This window comes from Paraburkholderia tropica (genome assembly GCF_914484835.1).
GTDB classification, from domain to species: domain Bacteria; phylum Pseudomonadota; class Gammaproteobacteria; order Burkholderiales; family Burkholderiaceae; genus Paraburkholderia; species Paraburkholderia tropica_A.
Genome location: NZ_CAJZAR010000045.1, coordinates 58,467 through 72,964, shown reverse-complemented (window position 1 = coordinate 72,964; position 14,498 = coordinate 58,467). Strand labels below are relative to the sequence as shown.

Below are 14,498 nucleotides of genomic sequence, written 5' to 3'. Positions count from 1 at the left end.
TCGCATTCGCTTCAGCGGCGCGTGCGATTTCGGCAATCGTCCCGCTCGCATGCGCTTCAGTTTGCGTGGCGATATCGTTCGCGGTTTTCGCAAGCGCATCGCAAATGAACTGCTGACGCTCAGCCGCCTGCGTGCTCGCCGTCTGCCACGCCTGCGAAGCGGCCTGCGCCGTGCGCGTGATTTCGGCGATCGTGCTGTTCGTATGCGCCTCGGCGTGCGCGGCGATATCGCCTGCGGTCTTCGCGAGCGCGTCGTACACGGCCTGCTGCTTGTCCGCCGCCTGCGCGCTCGCCGCTTGCCACGCAGCGGAAGCCGACTCGGCCGCGCGCGCGATTTCGGCGATGGCGCTGTTCGCGTGCGTGCCCGTTTGCGCGGCGATCGCGTTCGCGGTCTGTTCGAGCGTCGCGCAGATCGCTTGCTGATGCTGCGTCGCCTGCGCGCTGGCCGTCTGCCATTCGTCGCGCAGCGTCGCGCCCATCGCGCCGAGCGTGTCGGTCCACGCCGCGAGACGCGTCTCGTCGCGCGCGACCAGTTGCGTTTGCAGTTCGGCGTGCGCGTCGTTGACGGCGCGCAGCAGCGCCGCCGCGTGCTGTTCGAAGGTCGCGGCCGCCTGCGTGAGCGCCTGCTGGTTGTCGCCCGCGAGCTTTTCGCCCGCGCGCTCCTGACGCGCGAGCGCGTCGTGCCAGGCCTGCGAGACTTCGGCGTTCGCGCTTGCGTGACGCGTCGTCACGTCTTGCAGCAGGCTCGCTGAACGCGTCTCGAAGCTCGCGTTGAAGCGCTCCAGCGCGTCGTGCAGATCGCGCGCGAGCGTTTCGCCCGAGCGTCGCTGATCCGCGAGCGCATCGGTCCAGATGCCGGCGACGCGCGCCGTGTTGGCTTCGAAGCCCGCCGTGAGGCCGTCGAGCTGGCGCTCGACCGCTTGCGTGAGCGTGCCGTGCAGCGCGGCGCTTTCGCGCGCGAGACCGGCCATCGTCGCTTCCACGACCGGCGCGAACGCCTGGCCCGCGGCGCGCGCGCTTTCGGCCGCGCTCGACTTCAGCGCTTCGCCAACCGACGCCGCGAGACGCGTGTAGGTCGCTTCGGCGCTGCCGAGGAAGGCCTGCTGGCTCGCGAGCTGACGCTCGCCCTGCGCGCTGCCCTGGCGTTCGATGGCCTGCATCATCGCGTCGAGGCGTTCGACGAGTGCGGGCATCGCTTCGGCCTGGCGCTGCATCAGCGCGAAATTGGCCTCGCGCTGATGCGCGTGCGAGAAGGGGCGCAGCGCGGTGGCGACCTGCGCGTCGAGGCGCTGGGCGGCTTCGATGCGCTCGCGTCGGCACAGCGCGGAGAGCAGGCCGAGCATCGCCGAGCTGGCCACGCCCGCGATCGAGGTGCCGAACGCGAAGCCGAGGCCGCGGATCGGCGCGGACAGCGCGGCGCGGATGGCGTCGAGATCGGTGGCGCCGTCGAGCGCCGCACCGGTGCCGCGCAGCGTGTTCACCATGCCGAGCAGCGTGCCGAGCATGCCGAGCAGCACCAGCATGCCGACCAGGTAAGGCGTGAGCGACGGGCCGGGCAGCGCGGCGCGCTCGCCTTCGACGCGCGCGCGCACGGCGCTGCGCAGGCTCGGATGCAGCGTGTCGAGCCAGCCGCCGAGCGAGGCGGGCGGCTTCGCGAGGCCGCTGACGGCCTGGGCGAGCGTCGCGGTGGCCTTGCGGTAGCGATGCAGTTCGAGCGCACCGCCCACGTAGAAGGCGCCGATCAGCACGGTGACGGCGAGCGCGGGCGTGTTCGTGGCGGCGTAGCCGGCGGCGATCCAGCACACTGCGGCGAGACCGGCGAGGAAAACAACGAGATCGATTCGAAGTCTGGACATAGTGGTTGGGTTAGCGGGCGCGAAGGGCCGCGATGAGTCCTTCGACCGGTTGAAACCGAACATCCAGTTCGGCGAGCAATACGCTCTGCATATCCTTGCGGAACGCGTCGAGCCAGGCTTGCGGGCCGGGCGCGGCGCGCGCGGCGGGCGGCCTGGCGGGCGATTCAGCGGCGGCTTTCGCCGGGGTTGCCGCGTTTTCTGCGGCTTGCGCGGCTTGTGCTGATTGCGCTGGCTGGGCCACGGTTTGCGGCGCAGGCTGGGCTTCCTGTGCTTCCTTGGCGTCCTGTGCTTCTGGTGCCGCCTTCACTTCTGCGGCTTCTGCGGCTTGCGCGGCCTCGGCTTCGGCCTGTGCCGCCTTCGCCGCCTTGCGCAGACGCTCGAAATGCGCGCCCAGCAGGCCCGGCACCGTGCCGAGCAGGCTGCGTTCGCGCGCGGCGAGCGAGCGCTCCATGGCGGCGTCGAGCGTCGCGAGCTTCGCCATCGGCGCCGATTGCGCGGCGAGGCGGCTGCGCAGCCGCGCGCGCAGGTCGCCGATATCGCTCTCCATCTTCTGCTGCAGCGTGAGGTAGCACTGGCGATAGAGCGCGAAATCGGCGTCCATTTCGGGCGTGTCCGGCGCTTGCGCGATCTGCGTGCGCGAATGCGCGAGCGCGGCGCCGCGCAGCGCGCGCTTTGCGGGCGCGAGCAGGGCGTCGCAGGCAATCGCCTTCGAGAGCGCGGAACGCAGTTCGAGACCGCGCTGCGCCTCGTCGGCGCCGTTCGTGCGAGCGCCCGCGGCCGCCGCCGCCGTTGTCGCGGCGGGCGCGGACAGCACCGTCGAGAGCGCGATCGCGTCGGTCCAGCCGAGCCATTGGCTCAGCCGGTCCGCGAGCGGCTGCTCCGACGCGAGCACCTCGGTTTCACCGAGACGCGCCAGAATGCGAACGAGGGCCGGACCGCTCAGCGACGTGCGCTTAGCCGGTCCTTGCGGGGGAGGGACCATACCACAACAGGCAAAAAAGGCAGCAGTTTACACGGCGACGCGCCGGGCTTCGCGGTTTTGCGTGCGCGCGCGTGGCGAGCACTTCGCCTCTGCGCGCTAAACTGCTGTTTTTGCGGGCTTTCGGCGCTGTCAAGTCCGTAAAGTCCGTAGCGCGGGTTGGGCCGGTTTGCGCGGGCCGGGCTGGACCCGCATTCGGCCCCCCATTCAACCCGCATCCGTCCCTGTCGGGCGGCATCGAACAGGAGACTTTCGTGGCGTTTTCCAGTCTGAGCGCGTTTGCGCTGGCCCTGGCCTTGATCGCGGGCATGCCGGGACCGAGCGTGGCGGCGCTCGTCGCGCGCGTGCTGACGAGCGGTTTTCGCGATGTGCTGCCGTTTCTGGCGGCGATGTGGATCGGCGAGGCGATCTGGCTGACCTGCGCGGTGGCCGGGCTCGCGGCGCTCGCGCAGACCTTCGCGCTGGGCTTTCTGGCGCTCAAGATCGCGGGCGTGGGCTATCTGCTGTTTCTCGCCGTGAAGATGTGGCGCGCGCCCGCCGAGCTTCAGGCTGAGAGCTTGCCGGAAAGGCGCTCGCCGCTGCGCATGTTCCTCGCGGGCATGGCGGTGACGCTGGGCAATCCGAAAATCATGATTTTCTATATGGCGCTGCTGCCGACCATGGTCGATCTCTCGCGCGTCGGCGTGCTCGCCTGGTCGGAACTGGTGCTCACGATGCTCGCGGTGCTGATCGCCATCGACCTGAGCTGGGCGCTGTTCGCCACGCGCGCACGCCGCCTGCTCACGAGCCGCCGCATGGTGCGCACCGCCAATCGCGGCAGCGCGCTCGCGATGGCGGGCGCAGCGGTGACGATCGCGGCGAAGTAGGGGCGCCGCGCGCGTCTCTTTCCCTCACCCCTTCGTCGCCCCAAACGTCAGCCCGGCCACGAAGTGCTTCTGCATCGCGAAGAACATCGCCACCGAAGGCAGCGCCGCGAGGATCGAGCCCGCCGACACCAGATTCCACGCCGTCGTCCATTGCCCCTTGAGCGCGGCTACGCCAACGGTGATCGGCGCGGCGTCGTCGCCTTGCGTGAGGCACAGCGCCCAGAAGTAGTCGTTCCAGACGAACGTGAACACCAGAATGCCGAGCGCGGCGAGCGCGGGGCGGATCAGCGGCAGGATGATGCGGAAGAACACGGTCCATTCGTTCGCGCCTTCGATGCGGGCCGCCTCCACCAGTTCGAACGGCAACTGCTTGATGAAGTTGCGCAGAAACAGCGCGCAAAAGCCGGTCTGAAACGACAGGTGAAACAGAATCAGCCCGCCCACGCTGTTATAGAGCCCGAGCTTGAGCGTGAGGTCGCGCACCGGAATCATCAGCACCTGAATCGGCACGAAATTGCCCGCGACGAAGGTCGCGAACAGCGCCGAATTGCCCGGAAAGCGATAGATCGCGAGCGCGAAACCGGCCATCGCCGCGAGCGCGATCGCGCAGACCACCGAAGGCACGGTGATCAGCACGCTGTTCCAGAAGTAATGCAGCATCGGCGAGGCGGTGAGCGCCTCGCGATAGTTGTCGAACATCGCGAAGTGCCTGGGCCAGCCCCAGTAATTGCCTTCGTTGAGTTCGTCGGTGGAGCGCACGGAGGTCATCAGCACGGCGAGCATCGGCAGCAGCCAGATGACGAGCGCGATCGGCAGCGAGAGCTTGTAGAGCCGGCGCGGCGCGGGCTTCCATTTGTCGACGGGAATCGGAAACATGAGCGTGTCCTCGGTTTGGCTCGATCAGTGCTCGTTGCGCAGCAGACGGCGCAGGTGATAGACGATATAGAGCAGCATGATCGCGAACAGCACGACGGCGATCGCGGCGGAATAGCCGAGCCGGTAATACTTGATGGCCTGGTCGTACATGTAGTACGCGAGCACCGTGGAGCTTTCGAACGGGCCACCGCCCGTCATCACGGAGATCAGGTCGAAGCTGCGCAGCGCGCCGATGATCGTCACCACCACGGCCATGAAGGTCGTGGGCCGCAGTTGCGGCAGGATCACGTGCCACAGCAGCGACCAGCCCTTCGCGCCTTCCATGCGCGCGGCTTCGATCTGCTCGCTGTTGAGCGTCGTGAGGCCCGTGAGGTAAAGAATCATGCAGTAGGCCGTCTGCGGCCACAGCGCCGCGAAGATGATGCCCGGCGTGGCGTAATGCGGATCGCCCAGCACGGGAACGCCGTGGCCGAGCAGCAGCGCGAGCAGGCCGAAGGTGGGATCGTAGAACCACGAATACACGAGGCCGACCACCACGCCAGAGAGCACGAACGGCGCGAAGAACAGCGACTTGACGAGGCGGATGCCCGGCACCGCCTGGTTCAGATAGAGCGCGATGGCGAGACCCATCGGCGGCGCAAGCAGAAAGAACGCGAGCCAGATGACGTTGTTTTTCAGCGCGGTATAAAACGTGGGCGCGTGAAAGAGTTCGATGTAATTGGCGAGGCCGACGAAACTCGCGTCGCTCATGCCGTCCCAGTTGTAGAACGAGAGACGGATGGTCGAGAGAATCGGCCAGACCACGTAGATCGCGACCATGATGCAGGCGGGCGCGAGAAAGAGGCACGCGGCGCGGCGCTGGCGGCGCGCGGTCGGCGAGATGCGGCGGGGCGGGCGGCTGGCCAGCGCGGCGCGCGGCGCGTTCGCGTGGCCGTTGCTCGATGCACCCGATGGGCCGGACGCGTTGGGCGTGTCGTGCGAGGCACGGATCGTTGAAGTCACGGGGCGAACCACCTCAAACCTCCAGAGCGAATCATGAGGCGGCGCGCGCGTCATGCGTCCATCGCATGTCCGTCGCGCGCGCCGCCGCCATTGAAGCTTACTTCTTGTAGATACGCTTGCGCGCGTCTTCGAGCTGCGCCAGGACCGAATCGATCTTCGTGGGATCGGCCATGAACTGCTGCATGCCCTTCATGCCTTCGTCGGCCATTTCCTTGGTCATGTCGCGGTCGTAGAACTGCGCGATGCCGCCCTTCGTGTTCGCGAGAATCTGGAAGCCGATCTTCGAGATCGCGTCTTCCGGTTCCGGCGACTTGCTGTTGGCCGACAACGAACCGAGACCCTTGGCGAGCTGCGCGCCCACTTCAGGCGTTTCCGCGAAGGCGAGGAACGCGTGCGCGTCGGCCTTGTTCTTCGCCTTGGCCGGAATATGCAGCGATTCGACCGGACCGTCTTCGGCCGTCGGCACATTCGCGTCGATGATCGGGAACTGGAAATAGCCCATCTGCTGCTTCACCGCGGGGCTGAAACCGCCCGTGATGAAGGTGCCCATCAGCATCATCGCGGCCTTGCCCTGGAACAGGAACGGCTGCGCGGCGTCGAGATCGTAGGACAGCGAATTATCGATGAAATAGCCCGCGTCGATCAGCTGCTTCCACGTCGTGTAGACCTTCTTCACGCGCGGGTCGGTGTACGGCACTTCGCCGGCCATGAGCTGCTGGTGGAACTTGTTGCCGTTCAGGCGCAGGTCGAGATAATCGAACCAGCCCGCGAGCGTCCAGGCATCGCGTCCGCCCACGGCGATCGGCGTGATGCCGGCGGCCTTGAGCTTCTTGCAGTCGTCGAGAAACTCGTTCCAGGTCTTCGGCTCGTTCGCGATGCCGACCTTCTGGAACAGGTCCTTACGATAGAACATGCCCCACGAGTAATAGACCGTCGGCGCGGCGTACTGCTTGCCGTTGTACGTCGACGATTCCTTCGTCGATGCGTACATCGTGTCCCAGCCGTTCTTCTGCCAGTCGCCGCTCAGGTCTTCGAACAGGCCGCGCTTCGCGTAGAAGGCCATGCGCTCGCCGTTGTGCCAGTTCACGATGTCGGGCGGCGCGGTCGTGAGCCAGTTCGGCAGCTGCACCTTGTACGCTTCCTCGTCGACGAACGACACCTTCACGTCCGTGCCGGGGTGCGTCTTCTTGAACTCGTCGATCACCTGGGTCCACACGGCGCGCTGGCTCGCGCCCTTGAACGCGATATTCACTTCGAGCGTGCCGGCTTGCGCCGGGGTCGCGAGCGCGCCCGTGAACGCCGCTGCCGCGAGCGCGACGGCGACGAACAGGGTGCGGGGTTGCATGGTCATGGCCTGTCTCCTTGGTTTTACGTCGTTGTCAGTGTTGCCGGTTATAGGTCGATTATGTTGCACTGATAGTGCGTTCAGGATGCGATGCGATACGCGGATACGCCTTGCGGGCCGACCGCGCGCGTGCCGATCACGAAAGCATTGTCGGGCACCGACGCGTCGATCGTATGCGTGCCGGGACCGTAGTTGAAGACCCAGGCGAGGCCGCCGCGACGGCTCACGCGCACGGCGTCGCCGAGCGGCGCGGCGTCGAGCCCCGCCTCCGCTGCGATGCGCGCGAACAGCGCCTGCGTGGCCGCTTCGTCGAACAGGCTCGCGAGATAGTGCGCCGCGCCGTGCTTCACGTAAGCGGGATGGCCGTCGGCGAAACGCGCGCGGACTTCGCTCGCGCTGTCCTTGCTGGCGTCGTTCAGTTCGATCAGGTCGCGCCAATGACGCGCGTGGCCGGTCTGCGTGCCGAATTCGACCGGCTCGGTCACGTTGGGACGCAGCGATTCCACGCGCCAGACGCGCACCGGCAAGAGCGACGCGAGCGGGCCCGGCGGCAGGTTGGCCGGAATCTGCAGATCGACGGTCTTCGAACCGGTGCGCGGACCGATGATCGCCTGCGCGCCCGATTGCGCGAGCCGCTGCGCGAAGTCGTCGGGCACGACGGGCAAGGGCGGCACGACCACGAGTTTGTAGCCGTCGAGCGGCGCATGGACGGAGACGATATCGACGTCGAAACCGAGCGAGCGCAGCGCCGAGTAATACTCCACGGCGAAGCGCGGATAGTGAAAGTCCGCGCCTTGCGGATGCACTTCGAACAGCCACTTCGCCTCGTAGTCGAACACGAGCGCGACGGGCGTTTTGACCTGCGCATTGGCATCGCTTGCTGAATCGGCGAGCACCTTGCGGATTTCCTCGGCCACTTGCGCGGCTTCGCTGCCGCCGATATCGAGGCGATTGTCCGGCGTGTTCAGGCCTGCGTGCATCTGTTCCTGCGCGAACGGCGCCTGACGCCAGCGGAAATACGACACACAGCCCGCGCCGTGTGCGAACGCTTCCCAGCTCCACAGACGCACCATGCCCGGCAGCGGCGCGGGATTCCATTGCGCCCAGTTGACGGGGCCGGGCTGCTGCTCCATCACCCAGAACGGCAGCTTCGACATGCCGCGATACACATCGTGATTGAACGACGCGAAGTCGGGATGGCCCGTGCGCAGATAACGCGCCTTCACTTCAGGGGCGTACCACTGTTCTTCGAGCGCGCCGAGCGGATAGCTGTCCCACGCGGCCACGTCGAGATCGGCGGCGACCTTGTAGTGATCGAACTCCGTGAACAGCTGCATGAAGTTGTGCGCGGTCGGACGGCCCGGCGAATGCGCGCGGATGATGTCCACCTGCATGCGGTTGTAGCGCTGCACTTCGTCGGAGGCGAAGCGGCGATAGTCGAGCCGGTGCGAGGGATGCGCTTCCGTGACGGTGCCGACGGGCGCGTCGATTTCGTCGAAGCTGCGGTACTCCATGCTCCAGAACACCGCGCCCCACGCGGTATTGAGCGCGCCGATGCTGCCGTAACGCGCCTTGAGCCATTCGCGGAAGCGCTTCACGGCGGCGGGCGAATAGCTGACGACGGTGTTGTGGCAGCCGTATTCGTTATCGGTTTGCCAGTAGGCGACGGCGGGGTGCTGGCCGTAGCGTTGCGCGAGCACTTCGCAGATGCGCTTCGACGCTTCGTAATACTCGGGCGACGAAAAATCATAGTGGCGGCGCGAGCCGAACGCGCGCACGCGGCCATCCGCGCCCACGGGCAGAATCTCGGGATGGCGGTCGATCAGCCACTTCGGCGGCGTGGCCGTGGGCGTGCACATCACCACTTTCAGGCCCGCGTTGCCGAGCGTATCGACGGCGCGGTCGAGCCAGGCCCAGTCGTATTCGCCGGGCGACGGCTCCATGCGGCTCCACGCGAATTCGGCGATGCGCACCTGCTCGATGCCGAGCGCCTTCATGCGCGCGGCGTCGTCCTTCCACATCGCTTCCTGCCAGTGCTCGGGGTAGTAGCAAACTCCAAGACGCATTGCGGTGTCCTCTTTCGTTGGGTTCGCGCGCGAACGTGGACGCGCGCGGGGATTCAGGCGTGGGTTTCGACGGTGTCGAGCGGCGCGACGGCGAAGCCGTCCTCCGCGAACAGATGGCAGAGCGCGGCGTTCGCACGGAAATGCGCGCTGTCGCCGGAGCCGAGCAGCGCGTCGCCCGGCGCCTTGGCGATCAGCACCGTGCCGCCGGGCTGGTCCAGATGCACGTAGCTGTGCTCGCCGAGCGCTTCCACGAGCGTGACCTTGCGCGTGAGCGCGAGCGTGTTCGGTACGCTCTGTGCCGCGCCTTCTTGCACGGGTTCGAGATGCTCGGGCCGCACGCCGAGCGTGACCGGCGCGCCCACCGCAAGCGCCGCGCCCTGACGCGGCAGCGTGAGCGTTTCGCCGCTGCCGTCGAGCTGGATGCTCACGCCGTTCGTGTCGATGGCGGTCACCGTCGCGGGCAGGAAATTCATGCGCGGCGAGCCGATAAAGCCCGCCACGAAGCGGCTTGCAGGGCGGTGATACAGATCGAGCGGCGCGCCAACCTGGGCGATGCTGCCATATCGTTCGGTATCCTTACCGCTGTGCAGAAGGACGATCTTGTCGGCGAGCGTCATCGCCTCGATCTGGTCGTGCGTGACGTAGACCACGCTCGCTTCGGCGAACTGCTTGTGCAGGCGCGCGATTTCGATGCGGGTCTGGCCGCGCAAGGTGGCGTCGAGATTCGAGAGCGGTTCGTCGAACAGGAACACGCCCGGCTCGCGCACGATCGCGCGGCCGATGGCGACGCGCTGGCGCTGGCCGCCCGAAAGCGCCTTCGGATGGCGTTCGAGCAGCGCTTCGAGCTGCAGAATGCGCGCGGCTTCACGCACCTTGCGGTCGATATCGGCTTTGGGGGTTTTCGCGAGCTTCAGGCCGAAGGCCATGTTCTCGTAGACCGTCATGTGCGGAAAGAGGGCGTAGCTCTGGAACACCATCGCCACGCCGCGCTGCGCGGCGGGCACATCGTTCACGAGCTTGCCGCCGATCGAGACGTCGCCGTCGGTGACGTCTTCGAGTCCCGCGATCATGCGCAGCAAGGTGGATTTACCGCAGCCCGAAGGTCCGAGAAACACGCAGAATTCGTTCTTGCCGATCTCCAGATCGACATCGCGGATCACTGGCGCGTTGTCGCCGTACGCCTTCTGCACACCTCTCAAGGAAATGCTCGCCATGCGTCCCGTCTCCATGTTTTAATCGACACGAAGCGGAGATTAAGCGCTTAATCAGGCAACCGAAAAAAATCGATCGTGGGCGCGATCGCGGGTTGCTTGTCTCCGATTCGTTTTGAATGCGAGGTCTATGGTGCCGTCGCAGGATGCGATCAGGCAAATGTTGAAACGCATTCCCATATATTGAGCTTTCATGCCCACGCCCACTCTTGCCGAAGTCGCGCGCCATGCCGGCGTCACGCCCGCGACCGTGTCCAACGTGCTGCGCGGACGCGGCCGTGTGGGCGAGGCCACGCGCGAGCGCGTGCTGGCGGCGATCGCAGCGCTCGGCTATCGGCCGCATCTGCCCGCGCGTGCGCTGGCGGAGGGCCGCGCGCCCACCATGGCGCTGATGGTGCCGAGCATCGCCAATCCGTTCTATCCCGAGTTCGCGCTCGCGGTCGAAAACGCGCTGCGCAACAGCGGGCAATTCCTCATCATCTGCAATACCGACGGCGATCCGCACACGGGCCGCGCGTATCTGGAGCAGATCGCGGGCACGCTCTCCGGCGGCGTGCTCGTGGCCAACGCGAACCTCGATATCGACGATTTGCGCCGCACCGAATCGCGCGGCGCGCCGGTCGTGCTCTGCATGTGGGAGCGGCCGCTCGATCCGCCGGGTTTGCCGTGCGTGGCCGTCGATTTCCGGCTCGCGGGCGAGCTGGCGGCGCGCCATCTGCTCGATCTCGGGCACCGGCGCGTGGGCGCGATCGTCGGCAGCAAGGCGACCGGCATTCATGCGGCGCGCTACGAAGGCTTTCTCGACGCGATGCGCACGGCCGGGCTCGACGGCGCGGCCGCGCCCACCGTTTTCACGCCCGACACCACGCAGGGCGGCTATGCGGCCGCGCGCGAGTTGCTCGCACGTCATCCCGATCTCACGGCGCTGTTCACGACCAACGATCTGCCCGCGCTGGGCGCGATGCAGGCCGCCGCCGATCTCGGCTTCGACGTGCCGCGCCAGTTGTCGGTGGTTGGCATCACCGACATTCAACTGGCGCGCGAAACGCGTCCCGCGCTGAGCACCGTGGCGGTGCCGACGGAGGAAGCGGCGGGGCTGGCGGTGAAGCTGTTGCGCGAGTTGATCGCGCAGGCGGGGAGAGTGGCGAAGGATGCGAAAGACACGAAGGCGGCGGGCGCGGCGAAGGTGTGCGTGACGTCCGCGCCGAGGCTCGTGCCACGCGCCTCGACGGCGCGCGCGCCTACGGCTTGAGCAGCGTCATGCGCTCGATCTGGCGCACGACTTCGTCGCGCAGTTCGGGCGACATGTCCTGATAGCCGAGCAGATCGGAGATCCACAGGCCGTCCGCCGCGAGACGGCAGATCATGAGCCGCGCGGCCTGGTCGAGCGGCAGCGGGTCGGGGCGCGTCCACTTGCGCATCGGCGTGGAATAGCGCTCGCGAATCTCGGGGTCCGTCATCATCGCCGCGACCAGCACGCGCAGCACGTTGGTGCTCGCGGCGGGGCTCGTTTCGTCGATGGTGGTGTGCAGATAGGCGCGCGAAGCGGCACCGCGCGCGTCCTTGCGGTCGGCGGCGAGGCGCGTTTCCATCTGATCTTCGAAACGTTCGAGCGTCTGCTCGAATAAAGCGTCAAGGAGTCCTTTCTTGTTGACGAAGTGATATTGCAACGCGCCCTTGGTCACGCCTGCGCGATCGGCGACGGCTTCGAGCGTGACGGCCTGCACGCCGTGATCGGTGGCGATATCGGAGGCCGCTTGCAGCAATTGCGCGCGCACTTGCGCCGGGGCTTTTTTACGGCGTGTGCCGGAAGCGGGAGCGTCGGATCTGGGCGCGGGTTTTGAAGCTGGTTTTGAATCCGGCTTCGACGCCGGTTTCAAAGCGGATTTCGGGGCGGATTTCGGGGCGGATTTCGGGGCGGATTTCGGGGCGGATTTCGGGGCGGGCTTCAAAACAGCTTTCGAAGCGGATTTCGCAGCGGGGATAACGGTGGCGTTTTCGGGAGATTTCCGCGCCGGCGTCTTGCGGGTCGCGCGCGGCTTCGTGGCGCCTTCGGCGCGTCCGGCAGCGCGCGCCGGTGCGTTGACGTTGAGATTCTTCATGGTCCGATCTTACCATTGCGGGCGTCGGCGCAAAACATTCCGTACGGATGGTATTATTCGCGCCATGAAAAAATCCGACCTGCCATTCGCGGCGCTGCTCGACGCCGCCATCGTGCGCGGACGCGACGCGCTCGCGCGCCGCCAGGCGCCCGACGGAAGCTGGTGCTTCGAGCTGGAATCCGACGCCACGATCACCGCCGAATACATCCTCATGATGCATTTCATGGGCAAGATCGACACCGTGCGCCAGGAGAAAATGGCGCGCTATCTGCGCGCGATCCAGCGTCTCGAAACGCACGGCGCATGGGATCTTTACGTCGACGGCGCGCCCGATGTGTCGGCCAGCGTGAAGGCCTATTTCGCATTGAAAGCCGCGGGCGACGCGCCCGACGCGCCGCACATGAAGCGCGCGCGCGAAGCCATTCTCAAGCTCGGCGGCGCGGCGAAATCGAACGTCTTCACGCGCATCCTGCTCGCCACGTTCGGCCAGGTGCCGTGGCGCGCCACGCCGTTCATGCCGATCGAGTTCGTGCTGTTCCCGAAGTGGGTGCCCATTTCGCTGTACAAGGTCGCGTACTGGGCGCGCACGACCATGGTGCCGCTGCTCGTGCTCTGTTCGCTCAAGGCGCGCGCGCGCAATCCGCACGAGGTCTCGATCGCCGAACTGTTCGTCACGCCGCCCGAGCAGGAGCGCGAATACTTCCCGCGCGGCAAGGGCGTGCGCAAGCTCTTTCTCGCGCTCGACCGCACGATCCGCCATATCGAACCGCTGATTCCGGGCGCGCTGCGCAAGCGTGCGATCCGTCACGCCGAAGCCTGGTGCGCCGAGCGCATGAACGGCGAGGACGGCATGGGCGGCATCTTTCCGCCCATCGTCTACAGCTACCAGATGATGGACGTGCTCGGCTATCCCGAGGACCACGCGCTGCGCCGCGACTGCGAAAACGCGCTGGAGAAATTGCTGGTCGAGCGCGCGGACGGCAGCCTGTATTGCCAGCCGTGTCTCTCGCCGGTGTGGGACACCGCGTGGAGCACGATGGCGCTGGAGCAGGCGCTCGCGGTGCCTGCCGAAGAAGCGGGCGAAGTCGCGGGTGGCATGGCAGGTGAATTGCGGGTGGCGTCCACGCCGGTCGCGCAACTCGACGAGCAGATCGCGCGCGCCTACGACTGGCTCGCCACGCGTCAGGTCGACGACCTCAAGGGCGACTGGATCGAGAACGTGCAGCCCGACGTGCCGCCGGGCGGCTGGGCGTTTCAGTACGCGAATCCCTACTATCCCGACATCGACGACAGCGCGGTGGTGGCGGCCATGCTGCATCGCCGGGGCCGCGCCGAAGCGCGCAAGACGGGCCACGATCCGTACGCGGCGCGTGTCTCGCTGGCGCTCGACTGGATGCGCGGACTGCAATCGCGCAACGGCGGCTTCGCGGCCTTCGACGCCGATTGCGATCGCCTCTATCTGAACGCGATTCCGTTCGCCGATCACGGCGCGCTGCTCGATCCGCCGACTGAAGACGTCTCGGGCCGCGTGTTGCTGTGCTTCGGCGTGACGGGCCGCGAACAGGAACGCGCCTCGCTTGCGCGCTGCATCGACTACATCAAGACGACGCAGCGTGAGGACGGCAGCTGGTGGGGCCGCTGGGGCACGAACTACATCTACGGCACGTGGAGCGTGCTCGCGGGCCTCGCGCTCGCGGGCGAAGATCCGACGCAGCCGTATATCGCGCGCGCGCTTGCGTGGCTCAAGGCGCGTCAGCACGCGGACGGCGGCTGGGGCGAAACCAACGACAGCTATATCGATCCGCAACTCGCGGGTACCAACGGCGGCGAAAGCGCCTCGAATTTCACGGCGTGGGCCTTGCTCGCGCAAATGGCGTTCGGCGATTACGAATCGGAGTCGGTGCAGCGCGGCATTGCGTATCTGCTTTCGGTGCAGGACGGCGACGGTTTCTGGTGGCATCGCTCGCATAACGCGCCGGGTTTCCCGCGCATTTACTACCTGAAGTATCACGGCTATACCGCGTATTTCCCGCTCTGGGCGCTCGCGCGTTATCGCCGTCTCGTGGAAGCGGGGCGCGCGAAACTCGCGTGAATTTCGGCTGAATTTCGGCTGAATATCGCCTGATCGCCGCTTGACGGAAAACGCCACTCGAAAGAGTGGCGTTTTTGTTTTGAAAGCCGTGGTTAGTGGCTAGA

Annotated in this window: 12 protein-coding genes; 3 read left to right on the top strand and 9 right to left on the bottom strand. The window is 66.7% G+C overall.

Features of this window, described 5'->3' with window-relative positions; all coding sequences use genetic code 11:
• Positions 1 to 1,855 (bottom strand): DUF802 domain-containing protein (locus tag LDO54_RS39225; protein ID WP_436975590.1); only part of this gene is annotated, 1,855 nt, incomplete at its 3' end.
• Positions 1,856 to 1,865: 10 nt separating this feature from the next.
• The gene (locus tag LDO54_RS14605; RefSeq protein ID WP_224011402.1) at positions 1,866 to 2,837 is read right to left on the bottom strand and encodes a DUF3348 domain-containing protein; all 972 of its coding nucleotides are present in this window, start codon (positions 2,835 to 2,837) and stop codon (positions 1,866 to 1,868) included.
• 251 nt (positions 2,838 to 3,088) lie between these two features.
• Between LDO54_RS14605 and LDO54_RS14600 the strand changes: the two genes are divergently transcribed.
• Positions 3,089 to 3,700: a LysE family translocator gene (locus tag LDO54_RS14600; protein WP_224011401.1), complete on the top strand. Its 612-nt coding sequence runs from the start codon at positions 3,089 to 3,091 to the stop codon at positions 3,698 to 3,700.
• Between the two features lie 24 nt (positions 3,701 to 3,724).
• On the opposite strand, the gene LDO54_RS14595 is transcribed toward LDO54_RS14600, so the two are convergent.
• From LDO54_RS14595 to LDO54_RS14575, 5 genes are all read right to left on the bottom strand, one after another.
• Positions 3,725 to 4,576 carry a carbohydrate ABC transporter permease gene (locus tag LDO54_RS14595; RefSeq protein WP_065057895.1) on the bottom strand — a complete coding sequence of 284 codons (852 nt, stop codon included), beginning with the start codon at positions 4,574 to 4,576 and terminating at the stop codon, positions 3,725 to 3,727.
• Between the two features lie 24 nt (positions 4,577 to 4,600).
• Complete coding sequence (locus LDO54_RS14590; protein WP_436975589.1) at positions 4,601 to 5,632, bottom strand: carbohydrate ABC transporter permease; 1,032 nt, start codon at positions 5,630 to 5,632, stop codon at positions 4,601 to 4,603.
• 43 nt (positions 5,633 to 5,675) lie between these two features.
• Positions 5,676 to 6,929 (bottom strand): ABC transporter substrate-binding protein, encoded by a 1,254-nt coding sequence (locus LDO54_RS14585; RefSeq protein WP_436975588.1) that lies wholly within the window; start codon positions 6,927 to 6,929, stop codon positions 5,676 to 5,678.
• A 74-nt stretch (positions 6,930 to 7,003) separates the two neighbouring features.
• Complete coding sequence (locus tag LDO54_RS14580; RefSeq protein ID WP_224011399.1) at positions 7,004 to 8,989, bottom strand: beta-galactosidase; 1,986 nt, start codon at positions 8,987 to 8,989, stop codon at positions 7,004 to 7,006.
• Between the two features lie 53 nt (positions 8,990 to 9,042).
• A complete protein-coding gene (locus LDO54_RS14575; RefSeq protein ID WP_224011398.1) occupies positions 9,043 to 10,203 on the bottom strand; it encodes an ABC transporter ATP-binding protein in 1,161 nt (386 codons plus the stop codon).
• 190 nt (positions 10,204 to 10,393) lie between these two features.
• Between LDO54_RS14575 and LDO54_RS14570 the strand changes: the two genes are divergently transcribed.
• A complete protein-coding gene (locus LDO54_RS14570; protein WP_224011397.1) occupies positions 10,394 to 11,452 on the top strand; it encodes a LacI family DNA-binding transcriptional regulator in 1,059 nt (352 codons plus the stop codon).
• On the opposite strand, the gene LDO54_RS14565 is transcribed toward LDO54_RS14570, so the two are convergent.
• Positions 11,442 to 12,080: a TetR/AcrR family transcriptional regulator gene (locus LDO54_RS14565; RefSeq protein ID WP_224011396.1), complete on the bottom strand. Its 639-nt coding sequence runs from the start codon at positions 12,078 to 12,080 to the stop codon at positions 11,442 to 11,444. The genes LDO54_RS14570 and LDO54_RS14565 overlap by 11 nt on opposite strands.
• The gene (locus LDO54_RS14560; protein ID WP_224011395.1) at positions 11,995 to 12,318 is read right to left on the bottom strand and encodes a hypothetical protein; all 324 of its coding nucleotides are present in this window, start codon (positions 12,316 to 12,318) and stop codon (positions 11,995 to 11,997) included. Before LDO54_RS14560 ends, LDO54_RS14565 begins: the two co-directional genes overlap by 86 nt.
• 48 nt (positions 12,319 to 12,366) lie before the next feature.
• On the opposite strand from LDO54_RS14560, the gene shc reads away from it, so the two are divergent.
• Complete coding sequence (shc, locus tag LDO54_RS14555) at positions 12,367 to 14,394, top strand: squalene--hopene cyclase (RefSeq protein ID WP_253074402.1); 2,028 nt, start codon at positions 12,367 to 12,369, stop codon at positions 14,392 to 14,394.
• Positions 14,395 to 14,498 lie beyond the last annotated feature (104 nt).